Here is a 16,543-nt window from a genome sequence, read left to right on the forward strand (position 1 = left end):
AAAGCCTGATGCTGTTGGCACTGGTGGTTGCCTTGGTCGGCGTGCCCAAGGCGGTGAACTACCTGATCAATAACGTCGATGCCGAAAGTTTCAACCAGTCCGATGAGCGCATGCCGTCCCTCGACGGCGCGGTGGCCTGGCTCAACTCGCCGCCGCTGACGGCCGAGGGCCTGAAGGGCAAGGTGGTACTGGTGGATTTCTGGACCTACGACTGCGTCAACTGCCAGCGCAGCCTGCCGTACGTCAATCAGTGGGCGAAGAAGTACGCCAAGGACGGGTTGGTGGTGATCGGAGTGCACACGCCGGAAAACGGCTACGAGAAAGTCCTGGATAACGTACGCAGCCAGGTCAAGAAGCTGGACATCCATTACCCGGTGGCCATCGACAATGACTATCGGATCTGGCGCGCCTTCGATAACCAGTACTGGCCGGCCCATTACTTCTTCGATGCCACCGGTAAAGTGCGCTACAGCCATTTTGGCGAGGGCCGCTACGACAATCAGGAAAAAGTCATCCAGGCCTTGCTGGAAGAAGCCCGGGCGGCTAACGCGCCAACCTAAGCTAATGCCAAAAAGGTATTTATTGCGAGATTTTTAGATCGTTTAGCTTCACCACTCCACGTACCTGTTCATGGAGTGAGCACCCAATGTCGCACCCGCTGGCAATCAACACCTTGCCCCTGCTGGACCTGGCGCTGCTCGACGGCAGCCCGGCCCAGCGTGGGCAGTTTCTCGATGACCTGCGCCACGCTGCGCGGCATATCGGTTTTTTCTACCTCACCGGCCACGGCATCGACGCCGGGTTGCTCACCCAGGTGCAGCAGCAGGCGCGCCAGTTTTTCGCCTTGCCGGAGGCCGACAAACTTGCTGTCGGCATGATCAACTCCCCGCATTTTCGCGGCTACAACCGCACCGCGTCGGAGATCACCCGGGGGCAGCCGGACCTGCGTGAACAGTTCGACCTCGGCGCCGAGCGCGAGCCGTTGCAGCAAGGCCCGGATTCACCGGCCTGGTCGCGCCTGCAAGGTCCCAACCAGTGGCCTGCCGCGTTGCCTGAACTCAAGCCCTTGTTACTGGCCTGGCAGCAGGCGATGACTCAGATGTCCCTGCGCTTGTTGCGCGCCTTTGCCCGGGCCTTGTCGCTGCCGGAAAACGCTTTCGACCCGCTGTATGGCGACAAGCCCAACGAACACATCAAGCTGATCCGCTACCCCGGCCGCCACGCCCAGCAGAGTCGCCAGGGCGTCGGTGCCCACAAGGATTCCGGCTTTCTCAGCTTCCTCCTGCAAGACCAGCAGGCCGGCCTGCAAGTGGAAGTGGAGGAGGGCCGCTGGATCGACGCCTCGCCGCGCCCGGACACCCTGGTGGTGAACATCGGCGAGTTGCTGGAGCTGGCAACCAACGGCTACCTGCGTGCCACGGTGCACCGGGTCGAATCGCCGCCCCTGGGCAGCGAACGTTTGTCCCTGGCGTTTTTCCTCGGTGCGCAACTGGACGCGGTGGTGCCGGTGTATCAGTTGCCGCCCGAGTTGCTGCGCGATGCCCACGGCCCCACCAGTGACCCGCGTAACCCGCTGCTGCGGGACGTCGGCTGGAACTACCTCAAGGGTCGCCTGCGTTCCCATCCGGATGTCGCTCAACGCTTTTACGCCGACGCCACGATTCCCCAAGCCCTGTCCGCCTGATAAGGAACATCACCATGCTCAAGAAAACAGCCCTGGCCCTGGCCGTCCTGATTGCCTCCTTCGACGCCCAGGCCGCCGAGGCCCTGCGTGTGGCGGCGGACCCGATTCCCCACGCGCAAATCCTCGAATACGTGCAGAAGCTCGACCCGCAGCTGCAGCTGAAAATCATCGAAATTCCCAACGGCGTGAACTCCAATGAACTGCTGGCCCACGGTGATGTGGACGCCAACTACTTCCAGCACTTGCCGTACCTGCACTCCCAGGAACAGGCTCTCGGCCAGAAATTCACAGTGGCAGCCACAGTACATATCGAGCCGCTGGGTATCTATTCCCATCGCCACACCAGCTTTGCCCAGGTGCCGGATAAAGGCACCGTTGCCGTGCCCAACAACGTCACCAACCTGAGCCGTGCGCTGTACCTGCTGCAAGCCAACGGCCTGATCACGCTCAAGCCCGGTTTCAACGATCCGGCCAAGGACCAGGCAACGCCCAAGGACATTGCCGAGAACCCCAGGCACCTGAAGATCCTCGAGATCGAATCACCACAGATTCCTCGCGCCCTGGATGACGTCGACCTCGCTGTGATCAACGGCAACTACGCCCTCGAGGCCGGCCTGTCACCGGCCAAGGACGCCCTTGGGCTGGAAAAAGCCCAGGGCAATCCCTACGCGAATATCCTCGTGACCACCCCGAAATTGCAGGACGACCCACGGATCAAACAGCTGGCCAAGGACCTGAATTCGCCGGAGGTGGCCAAGTTCATCACCGAGAAATACTCAGGCTCGGTGATCCCGGTAGCTGTCGAATGATCGTCGTTGAGCAGGTCAGCAAAACCTACGCCGATGGCCAGCCGCCGGCGCTGGATAACGTGTCGTTGCAGATTGCAGACGGTTCGATCTTCGGGATCGTGGGGCGGAGCGGGGCGGGCAAGAGTACTTTGCTGCGTTGCCTGAACCTGCTGGAACGCCCGACTTCCGGGCGCATCCTCATGGACGGCCAGGACCTGACACTGCTCAGTGACAAGCAACTGCGCCAGCAACGCCAGCGCATCGGCATGATCTTCCAGGGTTTCAACCTGCTGCATTCACGCAACGTCGCCGACAATGTGGCGGTGCCCCTGGAAATCGCCGGCCAGCCGAAGGCCGAACGCGTTGCCCGGGTCGAGGAATTGCTGGAGCTGGTCGGCCTGAGTGACAAGGCACTGGCGTTTCCGTCGCAACTGTCCGGCGGCCAGAAGCAGCGCGTCGGCATCGCCCGGGCACTGGCGGCGCGCCCGGATTATTTGCTGTCGGACGAAGCCACCAGCGCCCTCGACCCGGAAACCACCGCGTCGATCCTGGAACTGCTGCGCAGTATCAATCGGCAACTGGGGGTGACCATCGTGTTGATCACCCACGAGCTGGATGTGGTCAAGGCTATCTGCGACAGCGCGGTGTCCCTGGCCAATGGGCGCGTGGTGGAAAGCGGCAGCCTGATTCAATTGCAGGCGGACCCCGCCTCAAGCCTGGGTCGGTCACTGGCACCCAACCTGTCAGCGGTGAGGGCGGTATGAAAACGGACTGGAACGACGTCCTGCAACTGCTGCTCACGGCCACCGGCGAAACTCTGTACATGGTGCTGCTGGCGGCGGTCTTTACCTTGCTGATCGGCCTACCCCTGGGGGTGCTGCTGTTTGTCAGCCGCCGCGGCGGGCTGTTCCCGCTGCCAAGGGTGAACCGTGTGCTGGGTGCGGTGATCAACCTGGGCCGCTCATTGCCCTTTGTGGTGATGCTGATTGCCTTGATTCCACTGACCCGGCTGATCGTCGGTACCACATTGGGCAGCACTGCCGCCGTGGTGCCGATCACCATTGGCGCCTTTCCGTTTTTTGCGCGGATTGTCGAGAACGCGCTGGACGAAGTGGACAAGGGTCGCATCGAAGCCATCGTCGCCATGGGCGGGGATATTCGGCATGTGATCTTCAAGGTGCTGCTGCCGGAGGCGCTGCCTGCGTTGCTTGCGGGGTTGACCCTGACCCTGGTGATGCTGATCGGCTTTTCGTCCATGGCCGGGGTGATTGGTGGTGGCGGCCTGGGCGACCTGGCGATTCGTTATGGGTATCAACGTTTCAACAATCAGATCATGGTGGTGACGGTGATCGTGTTGGTGGTGCTGGTTCAGGGCGTGCAAAGCCTGGGGGATCGTTGCGTGAGGTCGCTGGCGCATCGTCGATAAACAGTTATGTACTAATGAATTTTTAATATTTCTAGTTATATACATGACTGAGTAAAGTTCTCCTTCGTACCTCCACCTCGTCGCCGGGAAATACTCTTCATGAACCGTCCCCACGGGCATCCCACGCCGATCCTGACTTTACCCCAGGGCGAAAAAGACCCGTTGTCGATTCGCGCCAAGGCACTGGTCTTTGCCGACCCGCGTTCCCTGCAACTGCTCGAATATTTGCAGCGTGTCGGCCCCAGTGAAGCGCCAGTGTTGATCAATGGCGAGACCGGCACCGGCAAGGAGCTGGTGGCGCGCTATATCCACAGCGCCAGCGGCCGCACCGGTGCGTTTGTGCCGGTGAACTGTGGGGCCATCAGCGAGAACCTTGCGGAAAGCGAATTTTTTGGGCATGAGGCCGGCTCGTTTTCCGGGGCCTCGGGGCGGCGGATCGGCTGGTTTGAAGAGGCCGATGGCGGGACCCTGTTCCTCGATGAGATCGGTGATTTGCCGCTGCCGTTGCAGGTGAAGCTGCTGCGGGTATTGCAAGAGCAGGAAGTGGTGCGGGTGGGGTCTCGCAAGCCGATCAAGATCAATATCCGGCTGGTGACGGCCACCAACATCGACCTGGAGCAGGCGGTGGAGGCGGGCAACTTTCGGCTTGACCTGTTCTATCGCATCAACGTGGCGCAGGTGCAGGTGTTGCCGTTGCGTGAGCGGCCGCTGGATATCCTGCCGCTGGTTGAGCATTTTCGGCGGCTCTACAGTGCCAGGCTGAAAATCGCCGAGCCGATGTTGTCGGAGTCGGCGACCCAGGCGTTGCTGGATTATCCGTGGCCGGGGAATATTCGTGAGCTGGAGAATGTGGTGCACCTGGCGCTTTTGGTGGCTGGGGACAGGCCGATCATGCCGTCGCATTTGAAGTTTTCTGCGGGGCTGAGTGCGATGCATGCCAGCGTTAACAGCGGGGCGCCGAGGATTCCGCAGGAAGTGGTGCGGGAGCAGTTGCTGCGGTTGTTCGAGGTGCCGGGGGATTCGTTGTTGCACGATATCGAGGATTTGATCGTGCGGGAGGCGTTTGGGTTTTGTGGGTTTAATCAGTTGCGTACGGCGGAGTTGTTGGGGGTTACGCGCAATGCCATGCGGACGCTTTTGGTGAATCATGGGATGCTCAAGGGGCGGGTGAAACCCTGATTTTTTGATGATGTACATATCCGTTATTCAGGTAACGGCGGCTTATGATTCCGCTTCTTACAGGGTCACTTTGCAAAAGCGTGCAAAGTAAGCAAAACGCTCTTGCCCCACCACTCGGCTCCTCGCCTAGGCTCGGAGTGCCCTCACTCCGGCTTTGGACCGTGGGCCGCCGCGATGGGCCATCCTTGGCCCAGCGCGGCTAACCTGGCGTCCTGCCGGGTTACCCACGCTCCAAAGCCTGCGTTCGGCCAGCGTGGTTTAACGGGGCGCCTAAGATCAAGATCAAAAGCAGATCAAGAGCACAGCGGCCTACCGGCCGGCTTGAGTGTTAAAAGCAGAAGCAAAGACCAGAGCGAAAACAGATCTGCTGTTATGTGGGAGCGGGCTTGCTCGCGAAAAACCTGAGGTCGCCGCGTTCATCCAGAATGCCAACGTCATCGTTAACGACCTTCGCGAGCAAGCCCGCTCCCACATTTTTTGGACCGTGCCCGCTTTAGCTTTTGATTTTGCTTTTCAACACTCAAGCCGGCCGGTAGGCCGGAGGTGCCGAGTGGTGGGGCAAGAGCGTTTTGCTTACTTTTGCGCTTTTCAAAAGTGAGCCGCTGTAAGAGCGGAACCAATATCAGCCATAACCGAAGAAACGGATATGTACTCAATCAACCCCGACCCACCTCAACAACCCTCCCCGAAGCCCCAATCCTGCGCAACAAAGGCAACACCTCCGCCCCCACATGAATCGACTCTTCCAGATGCGGAAACCCCGAGAGAATAAAGCTGTCCACCCCGAGCTGGTGATACTCCTCGATCCGCTCCGCCACCCGCTCATAACTCCCCACCAACGCCGTCCCGGCCCCGCCCCGTACCAGGCCCACACCGGCCCAGAGGTTGGCCGAGACCTCCAGCTCCCGCGCCCCACGCCCACGGCCTTTCATCAACTCGGTCTGGCGACTCTGACCCACCGATTCATACTTGGCCATCTGCCGCTGCGCCCGGTCAATGGCGTCCTTGGGTATCTCCTCCAACAGCCGCTCCACATGCGCCCAGGCCGCCTCGTCAGTGCGATCGGCAAAGATGTGCAAGCGCAACCCAAAGCGCAACGTCCGGCCCTGCATCGCCGCCAACTCACGCATCCGCACCACCCGCTCGGCAATCATTGCCGGCGGCTCACACCACATCAGGTACGTCTGCCCATGGGCAGCCCCCACCTGCTCGGCAGCCTCGGAGGCACCCCCAAAATAGATCGCCGGCACCTCGGCCCCAGGCGCCACCGGCGTGCTGATCCCACTGCGGTAGTAGCGTCCCGGATGCGCCGGCTGCTTGCCAGCCCACACCGCCTGGAACACCTGCAAAAACTCCGCAGTACGCGCATAACGCTCATCGTGTTCGAGAAAATCCCCCAACGAACGCTGCTCAAAACGGCTGGACCCCGTCACCACATGCAACGCCAGGCGATTCTCGCTCAGCAACTGCAAGGTCGCCGCACGGTGGGCGGTATAGGCTGGCAGCTCCATGCCTGGTCGCAACGTCAGGAGGAATTTAAGCCGTCGCACTTCCTGGGCCAGCACCGCGGTAATCAGCCACGGATCCTCGAAACCGCTGGCGGTGGGCACCATGATCCCGTCGAATCCGGCCTGTTCGGTAGCCCGCACAATCTGGCGCAGGTAATCGAGGGTGGGGGCACGTTCGCCTTGCTGGAACAGCCCGACCTTGGGCAGGCCACTGCTGGTGAGGTGGCGACCGTCGCCATTGGTGGGCAGGAACCAGTCGAGCTGGATCGGGGGGCGAACCTCAGTGTTCATGGTGCAGTCGCTCCTTGCGCAGGCCGTGTTGAAAAAGCAGCGGCAGGATCTGTTCACCAAAGCGCAGCACTTCGCCGACCGCCGGGCCGCCTTGCAGGATGATGTGGCCAAGGCCCAGGCCGTGCAGTTCCTGCAGGCGCGTGGCGATTTGGCGGGGCGTGCCCACCAGGATCAGCGGTTGGCCAGGGTGCAGTTGCAGCAGGTTCGGGTGGATCTCCCACTGGCGCAACGGGTGTCGGTCGCGGGGCACGGTGGCGATGCGGTGGTTGGGCAGGTCCTGGGTCGGCAGCAGGGCGGCGGCGGTTTCCCAGGCCAGGTCCTCGCTGTCGCCGATGACCAGGCCGAAGGTGCAGGCAAAGGCCAGGCCCGGCTGAAGCTGGCGCCAGCGTTGTATCTCCTGGGCCAGCCACTGCGGATGCCCAGGCCGCAACAGGCACACCTGGGCGTGGCCGGCCACCAGCGCGTGGCTTTGGCTGTCGTCCAGCACCAGTGGCGGCGCGGGCAGTTCGCGGCGGGCGACGCCGGCGTTTTCCAGTTGGAAATAGCGGCCTTGATAATCCAGGCCGCCGTCATTCGGTGCCAGCAGTTGTTGGAGAATCTCCAGGTATTCGCCGATGCGTTCGCTGCGCTGGTCGCGGTTCAGCCATTCGCCAAACGCACTGCGCAGGCTGCCTTGTTCGCCGTCGGGCAAGTGCAGGCGCACCCGGTGGCTGCTGATCGATTGCAGGCTTTGCAGGGTGGTGGCCAGGGCCGCCGGCAGCATGACTTCCGGCGGTACGCTCACCGACAATTGCATTCGTCGGGTGTGGGCGCACAACGCCGCCGCCACCCCGAGGCTGTCGGCACACAGCGCGCCGCCGGGGATCCACAGGCCGTCGATGCCGGCGTATTCCACCGCCTGGGCCAGCTGGATCCATTGCCCCGGCCGCGCCGCCCAGTCGGGGGTACAGAGGGGCATCAACCAACTGAATTCAAGGGGCATACACGGGCTCCATAGTTTGGCATCAGCATCACGCGTCGTCGTAGCAGCTGTCGAGCCCCGGCGAGGCTGCGTTCGCGGTGTATCTGACACACCGCTACGCAGCCTCGTTTCACTCGACAGCTGCTACGGGAGCTGACGCTTTCAGGGCGTTTGATCATCCTACTCTCGTCCTCGCCATCCGAGGGCCGGGGCGATGTCCCGGGCGATGATTTCCAGGCGCTTGAGGATCTGCGCCTGGGTCGAGCTTTCAGCCTGGACCACGGCGATCACGTAGTCAGCATAGGGCAGCAGGGATGGGTCCTGTTGCAGGCTGGCGATCACTTCGTCGGGATGGCCGTGGTGCACGTTCATCAGGCGCAGGTGCTCCTGCAGGTCCACGGCTTGATCAATCAGGCCCTCGCGTTGCAGGCGCGGGATGTGGCGCTCGATATCCACCGCCAGTTCCGCTTGGGCACTGGCGCGATCCGCTGCCGGGAAAATTGCGCGCACCACGCCGATTCTCGGTGGGCGATCGGTGCGGGTCCAGGCGTTCAAGTAAGCATCGGCCAGGGGTTTCTGCACCGTCAGCGGATCGTGGGTGGCGGTGCCTAGCAGCAGGCCGTTGCCCTGGCTGGCGGTGTATGCCGCGCCTTCGAGGCTGCCGTGGGAGTGCCACAAGCGGCTGCTCAAGCCGGTTGCTGGCGGTTGCAGGGTCAGCGGGCTGTGGGGCGTCAACGGCTCGCCGTCGAGTAACTGCTGGGCCTGCTGCTGGTGGTCGCTGAAGTCGACCTGGCGTAGCACGGCATCACGGCCAAACGCGCTGAAATTGTCGAGGTTGGCGCCGCCGCTGCCCAGGCCCAGTTGCACCCGGCCGCCGCTCAGGGCATCGAGCACACTGGCGTCTTCCGCCAGGCGGATCGGGTCTTCGAAAGGCAGCACGATCACTCCGGTGCCCAGTTCGATATGCCGGGTTCGCTCGGCCACCGCCGCCAGCAATACCAGCGGCGACGGCAGCCGGCCAAAGCCATTGCTCAGGTGGTGCTGGGCAATCCAGCCACCGTCGAAACCCAGGGCCTCGGCGACTTCGAATTGTTCGATCAGGTCGCGGTAGACCTGCTGTGGATCGTCACCAAAGGCGTGGCTGAGAAAGCCCAGTTTGAAGCTCATGTCAGGGTTCCTTGGGGCAGCGTCGGTTGCCAGCCGAGGGCCGGGGCGATCTGTTCGCGGATGATTTCCAGGGCGCGGATCGCATCCCGCAGCGGGGTGCTGGCGGTCTGTACTTGCAGCACCAGGTGGTCGTTGGCCGTCAGGCTCGGGCCTTGCTGCAACTGCTCGATGATCTGCTCGACCGGGCCGTGCAGGATGCCGAGGCGCCTGAGGGTGGTGTCGAAATCATCATCCACCGGCGCCTTGTACACGCCGATGCTCTGTTGGCGTTGCACGTAGGCCTGGATATCGTTGCGCGTGGCGGCGTCCGGGTTCGGGATCAGCGCCTGTACCCGGGTGACGCGGGGCGGGGTGCCGTTGTCACCGGTCCAGGCGTTGCGATAGCGGTTGACCAGTTCTACCCCGGCTTCAGGCGGCAGGTGCGGGTTGGGCGCCATGATCAGGCCGTGGCCGCGCTCGGCCACCAGTTCCACCCGTGAGGTGGCTTCCCAGATTCGCTGCCCAAGGCCGGCTGCCCGTGGCAACAGGCGCGAGCCGCTGTCGGTCAGTGGTGCGTTGCCCAAGGCATGGATTAACTGTTGCAGGTGCTGCTCATAGTCGCGGTGGCGCGCCTCAGGCTCACGACCGAACGCCGTGAACGTGTCGGGATCAAAACCCGCACCCAGGCCCAGCTCCAGCCGGCCATTGCTCAACAGGTCCAGCACCGAGGCGTCTTCCGCCAGGCGCAGCGGCGCTTCCTGGGGCAGCACGATTATCCCGGTGCCCAGGCTGATCCTGCGGGTGCGCTGGGCGATGGCGGCGAGCAATACCAGGGGCGAGGGCAGGCGGCCGTTCTCGCTGGCGAAGTGGTGCTGCGCCACCCAGCCACTGTCAAAGCCCAGCTCTTCGGCGACCTTGAACAACTCCACGGTGTCGCGGTAGACCTTGGGCTCGAAGCCGGGGCTGTAGACCCGGCTGAGAAACCCCAGGGAAAAACTCGAACTCATGGCAGCACCTCGCGGGCCAGTTGTGTTTGCAGCGCGGGACCGGCATTGATCGACTCCGGCAGGCCGCTGAACGGGCTGATGGTCAGGTAACCCTTGTTGAGCCATACCGCCTCATCCTGCTTCTGCTGCTCGGCGGTGGCGGCGGGGCTGTACTGGAAGCCGATGCCCGGCTTGCCCGGCAGCTTGAATTGCTTGAGGTCGTCGGTGTACACCGCTTCAAAACCCACATAGCTGCCGATGCGGGTGAGTTTCACGCCCTTGATCTGTGGGGCTTTTGGCAGGTTGATATTCAGGCCCAGGCCCTTGGGCAAGAGCGCGCCGTCGGGCTGGCGATGCTGGTCCAGGGCATTGACCAGCTTCGCCACCAGCAGTGCCGCGCGTTGTGGGTCTGTCTCTTTCAAATCGGTGCTGACCGCCAGCGCCGGAATGCCCGCCTGCACCGCGACACTGGCGACGTTGAAGGTGCCGGAAGCGCTGTTGATCGCCCCCAGGTTATTCCCGGGGTTAGGGCCGACGATCACCAGGTCGGGGTGGGGCATGACTTTTTTCAGGCCCATCAGCAAGGCCATCACCGGCGTGCCGCTGATTTCGATCTGCACGTCTTTGCCGGCGCATTCGGGGCTTTGGCACACGCCGTTTTCAGTGGTGCTGATGTAGTAACTGTCGGGGTAGGCCGGGTCGTCGTCATGGCCAACGGTGACTTCGCGACCAAAGAAAAACGCACCGCCCCGTGCGCTCTGGTCGGCCTGCGGTGCGGCAATCCGCACTGTATGCCCCTGGGCCTTGAGCTCGGTGTACAGGGCGCGAATATTGGGGTGCTGATAACCGTCGTCGTTGCTCAGCAAAATGTTCAGGGCAAAGGCCTTCGAGACGAACAGGCTGCCGACGGCCAGCATCCATGCGCTGTGCTTCATGGTGTGACTCCCTGGGTAAAGCGATTGGCCGGGCGCGGCAGGCCGAGGTTTTCCCGCAGGGTGGTGCCTTCGTATTCGGTGCGGAACAGCCCGCGTTGCTGCAGCAGTGGGATCACCTGCTCGACGAACAGGTCGATACCGCCCGGGAAGTACGGGAAGAACACATTAAACCCGTCACAGGCACGGGCTTCGAACCACTGCTCGAAGAAGTCGGCGATGTCTTCGGCGGTGCCGATCACCGGGTTGCCGGCGGTCAGGTGCAGGTACAACTGGCGGATGCTCAGGTTCTGGCTGCGGGCCAGTTCCAGTAGTTTGTCGCGACGGCTGCCGCGCTGGCCTACCGGGGTTTCCGGCAGCGGGCCGTCGAGGTCGTGGCCCGACAGGTCGATGTCATCGCCCAGGGTGTCGGCCAGGAAACGCAGGCCCAGCACCGGGTCCACCAGGGCCTGGAATTCTTCGAACAGCGCCTGGGCCTGTTCGCGGGTTTCGCCAATAAACGGGGTGACACCGGGCAGGATCTTGATGTGGTCGGGGTCACGGCCAAAGGCGGCGGCGCGTTGCTTGATGTCTTGATAGAAAGCCTGGGCGCCCGTGAGGTCATGGTTGACCGCAAAAATCAGCTCGGCGACGCGGGCGGCGAGGGCCTTGCCGGGTTCCGACGCACCGGCCTGTACCAACACCGGATGGCCCTGTGGAGGGCGCGCGACGTTGAGTGGGCCACGTACGGAAAAATGTTCGCCGCGATGATTCAGGGTGTGCAGTTTGGCCGGGTCGAAATACTCCCCGCTGGCCTTGTCGCGGGTGAAGGCGTCGTCGTCCCAACTGTCCCAGAGGCCCTTGACCACGTCGTGGAATTCTTCGGCGCGCTGGTAGCGGTCGCCATGGTCGATATGGGTTTCGCGGCCGAAGTTCCAGGCCTCATCCGAGACCACCGAGGTCACCAGGTTCCAGGCGGCGCGCCCCTTGGACAGGTGATCGAGGGAGGCGAACTTGCGGGCGATATGGTACGGCTCGTTGTAGCTGGTGGTGGCGGTGGCGATCAGGCCGATGTTGCTCGTGACGGCTGCCAAAGCGGCCATCAGGGTCAAGGGTTCGAAGTGTTCGGCACGGGCAGTGCGGCTGAGGGCGTCGTGATGATGGCCCCATAAGGCGACCACGTCGGCGACGAACAAGGCGTCGAATTTGCCGCGTTCGGCGGTTTGCGCGATGTGTTTGAAGTGCTCGAAATCCAGGCTGGCATCCGCCTGGGCCAGGGGGTGGCGCCAGGCCGATACATGGTGGCCGCTGTTGGCCAGGAAGGCCCCCAGCTTGAGTTGATCGGTACGTCGGGTCATGGACAGGCTCCCGCAAAAGGTCAGGCGCAGGGCCGGCGAACCGGCCCCGCGGGCTGGGTCAAAAGGCGTACGTCACGCCGGTGTACCAATAGCCACCGGTGGTGCCGTAAGGCGAAAAGGTACCGTACGGGAAGCCGCCGGAGCTGCTTACCAGGTCGGTGCGTTTCGGGTATTTGTTGAACAGATTGTTGGCCCCCGCATTCAGGGTCACGGCTTTGGTCAGGTGGTAGTCGATGTTCAGGTCGGTGATCCAGGTCGGCGCGAAGTTGCGGTCGTAGATCTCGGCGGTGCCGTACTCGGTGTACGAGCCGTAGCGGGTCAGGTTGAGGCTGGTTTCGACTTTGTCGTAGGTCCAGGTGGTGCCCAGCAGCAGCTTGGATTGCGGCAAGCCGTACTTGAGGTTGCCCTGGCGCTGGCGGCCATAACCACCGTCCGGGCCGAGGGCCTGTGTGGCCACGGTCGAGGCGTGGATCGAGTCAATCTGGGTGGTGTTCCAGTTGAAGCCGGCGCTATATTTCAGGCTGCCATAGGCACCGATGTCCTGGCGGTAGTCACCCACCAGGTCGACGCCACGGGTCGTGGTGTCGAGGGCGTTGGTGAAGTAGGTCACCGCCTGGTTCGGGTTGAGCCCGGCTGCGGCGAGGATCGCGCTGATCTGCGGCGTACCGCCCAGGTAACCGGTCTGGGCGATGCGGTCCTTGATCACGATCTGGTAGGCATCCAGGGTGATGTTGGTGTTGTCAGTGGGTTGCAGGGTCAGACCGATGCTGTAGTTGGTCGACTTTTCAGGCTTGAGGGTGGTCGCGCCCAAGGCCTTGGCCACATCGGAGTTCACCGCCACGTTGCGGTAGTCGAACAGTTGCCCGTTGACGCTGGTTTGCGAGGTGGAGCTGTAGATCTGCTGGGCCAGGGACGGTGCGCGGAAGCCGGTGCTGACGGTGCCGCGCAAGGCCAGGATCGGGGTCAACTGGTAGCGGGTGGAGAACTTGCCGTTGGTGGTGGTGCCCGAGCCGTCGTTGTAGTGCTCGTAGCGCCCGGCCAGGTCCACATGCCATTTGTCGGTGAGGTCCTGGCCGATCTCGCCGTAGCCCGCGAGGCTGATGCGGCTTTTTTCGGCGGCGTCGGCCGGGGTGGTACCGGCACCGGAAATGGTCCCGGGTGGAATGATCGCGCCGTTGGCACCGGTGTCGAACGGCCCGCTGGCGTAGGAGGCGAGGTCTCCCTTGCCGATCTTGTAGTCTTCGTAGCGCTGTTCCAGGCCCCAGGAAATCTGCGTCGGCTTGTACAGGCCGAGGTCGAAGGCGCGAGTCAGGTCGAGGTTGTTGGTCCACTGGCTGAAAGTTTTTACGCCGGTGTCGACCGAGGTCGGTGAGTTCGGGCCGTAGCTCAGGTTGTAGGTGTCGGTGAGGGTGGCCCGGGCATGGTCCTGGCCGTAGGTGCTCGACAGGTCATAGTCCCAGCCGGCGGCCTGGCCCTTGCCGCCGAACGCCACCTGGAAGTCGTCTTCGATGAAGCGCAGGTTGTCTTCGATACCTTCCGGGTACGGGGTCTGGATGCCGTTGAACGACGGCGGCTGGTGGAACGCCAGGGGCTTTTCCGAGTTGCGGTGGGTGTAGGTCGAGAACGAGTACAGGGTCAGCGCGTCGGCGACCGGCAGCTCGGCGTTGTAGCCCAGGCTGAAGTTCTTCGCCTCGGGCAAGCCGGTGCCGTAGTAGGTGTGGCGTTGGCTGGTGTTGCCGGCACTATCGGTATATGGCGCCGCATCGGAACGGTCCGAGACGTCCTGTTTCTTCACGTCCAGGGCGAGGTTGATGAAACCGTCGTTGGGCAGGGCCAGGCCGACATTGCCGGTTTGACGCACGGTTTCGCCGTCGCCGTTTTCATAGTTCTGGCCGTAGGTGGTGGACAAGCTGCCGCCGTGGTCGGTTTGCTTGAGCACGATGTTGATCACGCCGCCGATGGCGTCCGACCCGTATTGCGCCGAGGCGCCGTCACGCAGGACTTCGATGTGATCCACCAGGGCGGTGGGGATCATGTCCAGGTCCACCGGTTGCGAGCCGGAGTTGAGGGAGGTGGCGTTGTTCAGCAGCGCACTGTTGTGGCGGCGCTTGCCGTTGACCAACACCAGCACCTGGTCGCCGTTCAAGCCGCGCAGGCTGATGGGGCGCACGATCGAGGTCGAACCGAAGCCCGACGAGGCCGGCTGGTTGAGGGACGGCAGCACCTTGCTCAAGGCACGGGTCAGGTCGCCCTGGCCGGTGGCGAGCAATTGCTTGGAAGAAATCACGTCCACCGGCGCCGGGCTGTCGGCCAGGGTGCGGGCCTGGCCACGGTTGCCAATTACCACGACGGTGTCCAGGGGGTTATCACTGGCCGGGGCGTCGGCGGCGAGGGTCAGGCTGCTGTAGCTGACGGCCTCGCACAGGGCGAGGAACAAAAGGGTATGGGCGAAGGCCTTGCCGGGTTGGCGGCGGCCTGCGGCGCGGGATGGATTCATGATGTGCAACACTCCAGTGTGGTTAGGCAACGGGCCTTGTTCGAGGGTGGCTTGTTAAGTTCAAGCTCTGGTGGAGGCAGGAGAGCAAAGGCTGTGCCATCGCTGAAAAGTCTTGGATAACAAGGAGTTGTTGGAGGGTTTGCGGGGCGGGTGGTGTTTTTCTAACAGGCGGGAGGGCAGGGTGTTGGTTTTTGTGCAGGGGATTTTTTCGCGAAGCTGCTAGCGTACGCTGGGCCGGGGGAGCGCCTCCTTGGCACACCCCTTGCTCTCCCCACGCCATACCTAAACCCAAGGAAGCTTTTCTGTATGCCTAGACCTGGCCCGCGCAACGCCCTCACTGATATTCCCGGCCTGGAGGTTGGCCACGCCACAGACCTGTACGCCGACACCGGCGTCACGGTGATCCGCCCGGATGGTTTCTGGACTGCCAGTATCGACATTCGCGGTGGAGGCCCAGGTGGTCGCGAAACCGCGGCGCTGGAGCCGGAGAACATGGTGGGTCAGCTGCACGCCTTGGTGTTTGCCGGTGGCTCGGTGTTTGGCCTGGGGGCGGCGGATGCGGTGGCGGCGAAGTTGTCCCAGGACCAGGTGGGGTTGCATTTGAAGCCGGGTGCGCCAGCGATTCCTATCGTGCCGGCGGCGGTGTTGCATGATTTGGCGAATGGCGGGGACAAGGATTGGGGCCTGGAGCCACCTTACCGACGGCTGGGGTTTGAGGCGCTGGCCAATGCCGGTCCGGAGTTTGAGCTGGGCTCTGTCGGGGCCGGGCGTGGGGCGATGGCCGGGGTGTTGAAAGGTGGGCTGGGGACGGCGTCCCTGGATTTGGGGGATGGGTTGGTGGTTGCCGCTTTGGTGGTGGCTAACCCGATTGGTTCGGTCTACATGCCGGATGGGGAGACGTTCTGGGCGTGGCCCTGGGAGGTGGCGGGGGAGTTTGGTGGGGGGCGGCCGGTGACGGAGATGGATTGCAGTGATCCGATGCCGGAGTTGTCGCGGCTGGATTCCATGGGGCGCCTGCAAGCGGGGGCCAATACCACGCTGGTAGTGGTCGCGAGTACGGCGCGGTTGACGGTGGCGGAGTGCAAGCGGGTGGCGATCATGGCGCAGGACGGGATTGCCCGGGCGGTGCGGCCGGCGCATTTGCCGTTTGATGGGGATACGGTGTTTGCTCTGGCCTCTGGGGCGGTGGAGGTGGCGGATGGGCCTCGGCGGCAGGTGGATATTGGGCGGATTGGGTCGGCGGCGGCTGATTGTGTGGCTCGGTCGATTGCTCGCGGGGTGTTTGCTGCGCGGGCTTGAGGGCTGAGTACATATCCGTTATTTAGGTAACGGCCGCCTAGGGTTCCGCTCTTACAGCGGGTCACTTTTGAAAAGCGCAAAAGTAACCAAAACGCTCTGCCCCGCCTGTCGGCACCTCGCCTAGGCTCGGTGTTCCCTCACTCCGGTATTGCTCCGCGGGCCGCCGCGACGGGCCATCCATGGCCCGGCGCGGCTAAACCGGCGTCCTGCCGGTTTACCCGCTCCGCAATACCTGCGTTCGGCCTCGGGCTGAATGGGGCAGTCAGATCAAGATCAACAGCAAGAGCACAGCGGCCTCCCGGCCGGCTTGAGTGTTAGAAGCAGAGGCAAGATCCAGAGCGAAAGCAGAGCTGCTTTTCTGTGGGAGCGGGCTTGCTCGCGAAAAACCTGAGAGCGCCGCGTTCATTCAGGATGCCCGCGTCATCGTTAACGACCTTCGCGAGCAAGCCCGCTTGTATGGTTAGACTTGTAGGGGTGGTGGGACTAAAAGCCAGCATCTGACTCTAGCC

At 63.1% G+C, this 16,543-nt stretch carries 13 protein-coding genes and 1 pseudogene; 7 read left to right on the plus strand and 7 right to left on the minus strand.

Annotation, left to right across the window (positions count from 1 at the left end; translation table 11 throughout):
- Positions 1-41 precede the first annotated feature (41 nt).
- The 6 genes and pseudogenes from HBJ59_RS28310 to HBJ59_RS28335 all read left to right on the plus strand — a co-directional run.
- Positions 42-560, plus strand: a pseudogene (locus tag HBJ59_RS28310) (thioredoxin family protein); the annotation flags it as partial.
- A gap of 86 nt (positions 561-646) precedes the next feature.
- Positions 647-1,684 (plus strand): isopenicillin N synthase family oxygenase, encoded by a 1,038-nt coding sequence (locus HBJ59_RS28315; protein ID WP_167665454.1) that lies wholly within the window; start codon positions 647-649, stop codon positions 1,682-1,684.
- A 14-nt stretch (positions 1,685-1,698) separates the two neighbouring features.
- Positions 1,699-2,493, plus strand: coding sequence for a MetQ/NlpA family ABC transporter substrate-binding protein (locus HBJ59_RS28320; RefSeq protein WP_076015734.1), 795 nt, complete (start codon positions 1,699-1,701; stop codon positions 2,491-2,493).
- The gene (locus HBJ59_RS28325) at positions 2,490-3,236 is read left to right on the plus strand and encodes a methionine ABC transporter ATP-binding protein (RefSeq protein WP_076015733.1); all 747 of its coding nucleotides are present in this window, start codon (positions 2,490-2,492) and stop codon (positions 3,234-3,236) included. Before HBJ59_RS28320 ends, HBJ59_RS28325 begins: the two co-directional genes overlap by 4 nt.
- A complete protein-coding gene (locus HBJ59_RS28330) occupies positions 3,233-3,898 on the plus strand; it encodes a methionine ABC transporter permease (protein ID WP_167665455.1) in 666 nt (221 codons plus the stop codon). The genes HBJ59_RS28325 and HBJ59_RS28330 overlap by 4 nt, the downstream gene beginning before the upstream one ends.
- 99 nt (positions 3,899-3,997) lie before the next feature.
- A complete protein-coding gene (locus HBJ59_RS28335) occupies positions 3,998-5,077 on the plus strand; it encodes a sigma-54-dependent Fis family transcriptional regulator (protein WP_167665456.1) in 1,080 nt (359 codons plus the stop codon).
- 656 nt (positions 5,078-5,733) lie between these two features.
- Here HBJ59_RS28335 and HBJ59_RS28340 read toward each other — a convergent pair.
- The 7 genes from HBJ59_RS28340 to HBJ59_RS28370 form a co-directional block, all read right to left on the minus strand.
- Complete coding sequence (locus HBJ59_RS28340) at positions 5,734-6,876, minus strand: LLM class flavin-dependent oxidoreductase (RefSeq protein WP_167665457.1); 1,143 nt, start codon at positions 6,874-6,876, stop codon at positions 5,734-5,736.
- The gene (locus HBJ59_RS28345) at positions 6,866-7,858 is read right to left on the minus strand and encodes an LLM class flavin-dependent oxidoreductase (RefSeq protein WP_167665458.1); all 993 of its coding nucleotides are present in this window, start codon (positions 7,856-7,858) and stop codon (positions 6,866-6,868) included. The genes HBJ59_RS28340 and HBJ59_RS28345 overlap by 11 nt, the downstream gene beginning before the upstream one ends.
- 159 nt (positions 7,859-8,017) lie before the next feature.
- Entirely contained in the window at positions 8,018-9,004 is a 987-nt protein-coding gene (locus tag HBJ59_RS28350; RefSeq protein ID WP_167665459.1) for an LLM class flavin-dependent oxidoreductase, read from the minus strand.
- Positions 9,001-9,990 carry an LLM class flavin-dependent oxidoreductase gene (locus tag HBJ59_RS28355; protein WP_167665460.1) on the minus strand — a complete coding sequence of 330 codons (990 nt, stop codon included), beginning with the start codon at positions 9,988-9,990 and terminating at the stop codon, positions 9,001-9,003. The genes HBJ59_RS28350 and HBJ59_RS28355 overlap by 4 nt, the downstream gene beginning before the upstream one ends.
- Positions 9,987-10,904 carry a 5'/3'-nucleotidase SurE gene (locus HBJ59_RS28360; protein ID WP_167665461.1) on the minus strand — a complete coding sequence of 306 codons (918 nt, stop codon included), beginning with the start codon at positions 10,902-10,904 and terminating at the stop codon, positions 9,987-9,989. Before HBJ59_RS28360 ends, HBJ59_RS28355 begins: the two co-directional genes overlap by 4 nt.
- Positions 10,901-12,238, minus strand: coding sequence for an LLM class flavin-dependent oxidoreductase (locus HBJ59_RS28365; RefSeq protein ID WP_076015725.1), 1,338 nt, complete (start codon positions 12,236-12,238; stop codon positions 10,901-10,903). The genes HBJ59_RS28360 and HBJ59_RS28365 overlap by 4 nt, the downstream gene beginning before the upstream one ends.
- A gap of 58 nt (positions 12,239-12,296) precedes the next feature.
- Positions 12,297-14,735 carry a TonB-dependent siderophore receptor gene (locus HBJ59_RS28370; RefSeq protein ID WP_076015724.1) on the minus strand — a complete coding sequence of 813 codons (2,439 nt, stop codon included), beginning with the start codon at positions 14,733-14,735 and terminating at the stop codon, positions 12,297-12,299.
- Positions 14,736-15,041: 306 nt separating this feature from the next.
- Between HBJ59_RS28370 and HBJ59_RS28375 the strand changes: the two genes are divergently transcribed.
- On the plus strand, positions 15,042-16,034 hold the full coding sequence (locus HBJ59_RS28375; RefSeq protein WP_167665462.1) for a P1 family peptidase: 993 nt from the start codon (positions 15,042-15,044) through the stop codon (positions 16,032-16,034).
- Positions 16,035-16,543 lie beyond the last annotated feature (509 nt).

This window comes from Pseudomonas sp. AN3A02, from assembly GCF_011765255.1.
Taxonomy (GTDB): Bacteria; Pseudomonadota; Gammaproteobacteria; order Pseudomonadales; family Pseudomonadaceae; genus Aquipseudomonas.

Bases quoted from the DNA above. Each gene is read 5' to 3' on its own strand.
- HBJ59_RS28315 (WP_167665454.1), top strand. From the start codon at position 647: ATGTCGCACCCGCTGGCAATCAACACCTTGCCCCTGCTGGACCTGGCG.
- HBJ59_RS28320 (WP_076015734.1), top strand. From the start codon at position 1,699: ATGCTCAAGAAAACAGCCCTGGCCCTGGCCGTCCTGATTGCCTCCTTC.
- HBJ59_RS28325 (WP_076015733.1), top strand. From the start codon at position 2,490: ATGATCGTCGTTGAGCAGGTCAGCAAAACCTACGCCGATGGCCAGCCG.
- HBJ59_RS28330 (WP_167665455.1), top strand. From the start codon at position 3,233: ATGAAAACGGACTGGAACGACGTCCTGCAACTGCTGCTCACGGCCACC.
- HBJ59_RS28335 (WP_167665456.1), top strand. From the start codon at position 3,998: ATGAACCGTCCCCACGGGCATCCCACGCCGATCCTGACTTTACCCCAG.
- HBJ59_RS28340 (WP_167665457.1), bottom strand. From the start codon at position 6,876: ATGAACACTGAGGTTCGCCCCCCGATCCAGCTCGACTGGTTCCTGCCC.
- HBJ59_RS28345 (WP_167665458.1), bottom strand. From the start codon at position 7,858: ATGCCCCTTGAATTCAGTTGGTTGATGCCCCTCTGTACCCCCGACTGG.
- HBJ59_RS28350 (WP_167665459.1), bottom strand. From the start codon at position 9,004: ATGAGCTTCAAACTGGGCTTTCTCAGCCACGCCTTTGGTGACGATCCA.
- HBJ59_RS28355 (WP_167665460.1), bottom strand. From the start codon at position 9,990: ATGAGTTCGAGTTTTTCCCTGGGGTTTCTCAGCCGGGTCTACAGCCCC.
- HBJ59_RS28360 (WP_167665461.1), bottom strand. From the start codon at position 10,904: ATGAAGCACAGCGCATGGATGCTGGCCGTCGGCAGCCTGTTCGTCTCG.
- HBJ59_RS28365 (WP_076015725.1), bottom strand. From the start codon at position 12,238: ATGACCCGACGTACCGATCAACTCAAGCTGGGGGCCTTCCTGGCCAAC.
- HBJ59_RS28370 (WP_076015724.1), bottom strand. From the start codon at position 14,735: ATGAATCCATCCCGCGCCGCAGGCCGCCGCCAACCCGGCAAGGCCTTC.
- HBJ59_RS28375 (WP_167665462.1), top strand. From the start codon at position 15,042: ATGCCTAGACCTGGCCCGCGCAACGCCCTCACTGATATTCCCGGCCTG.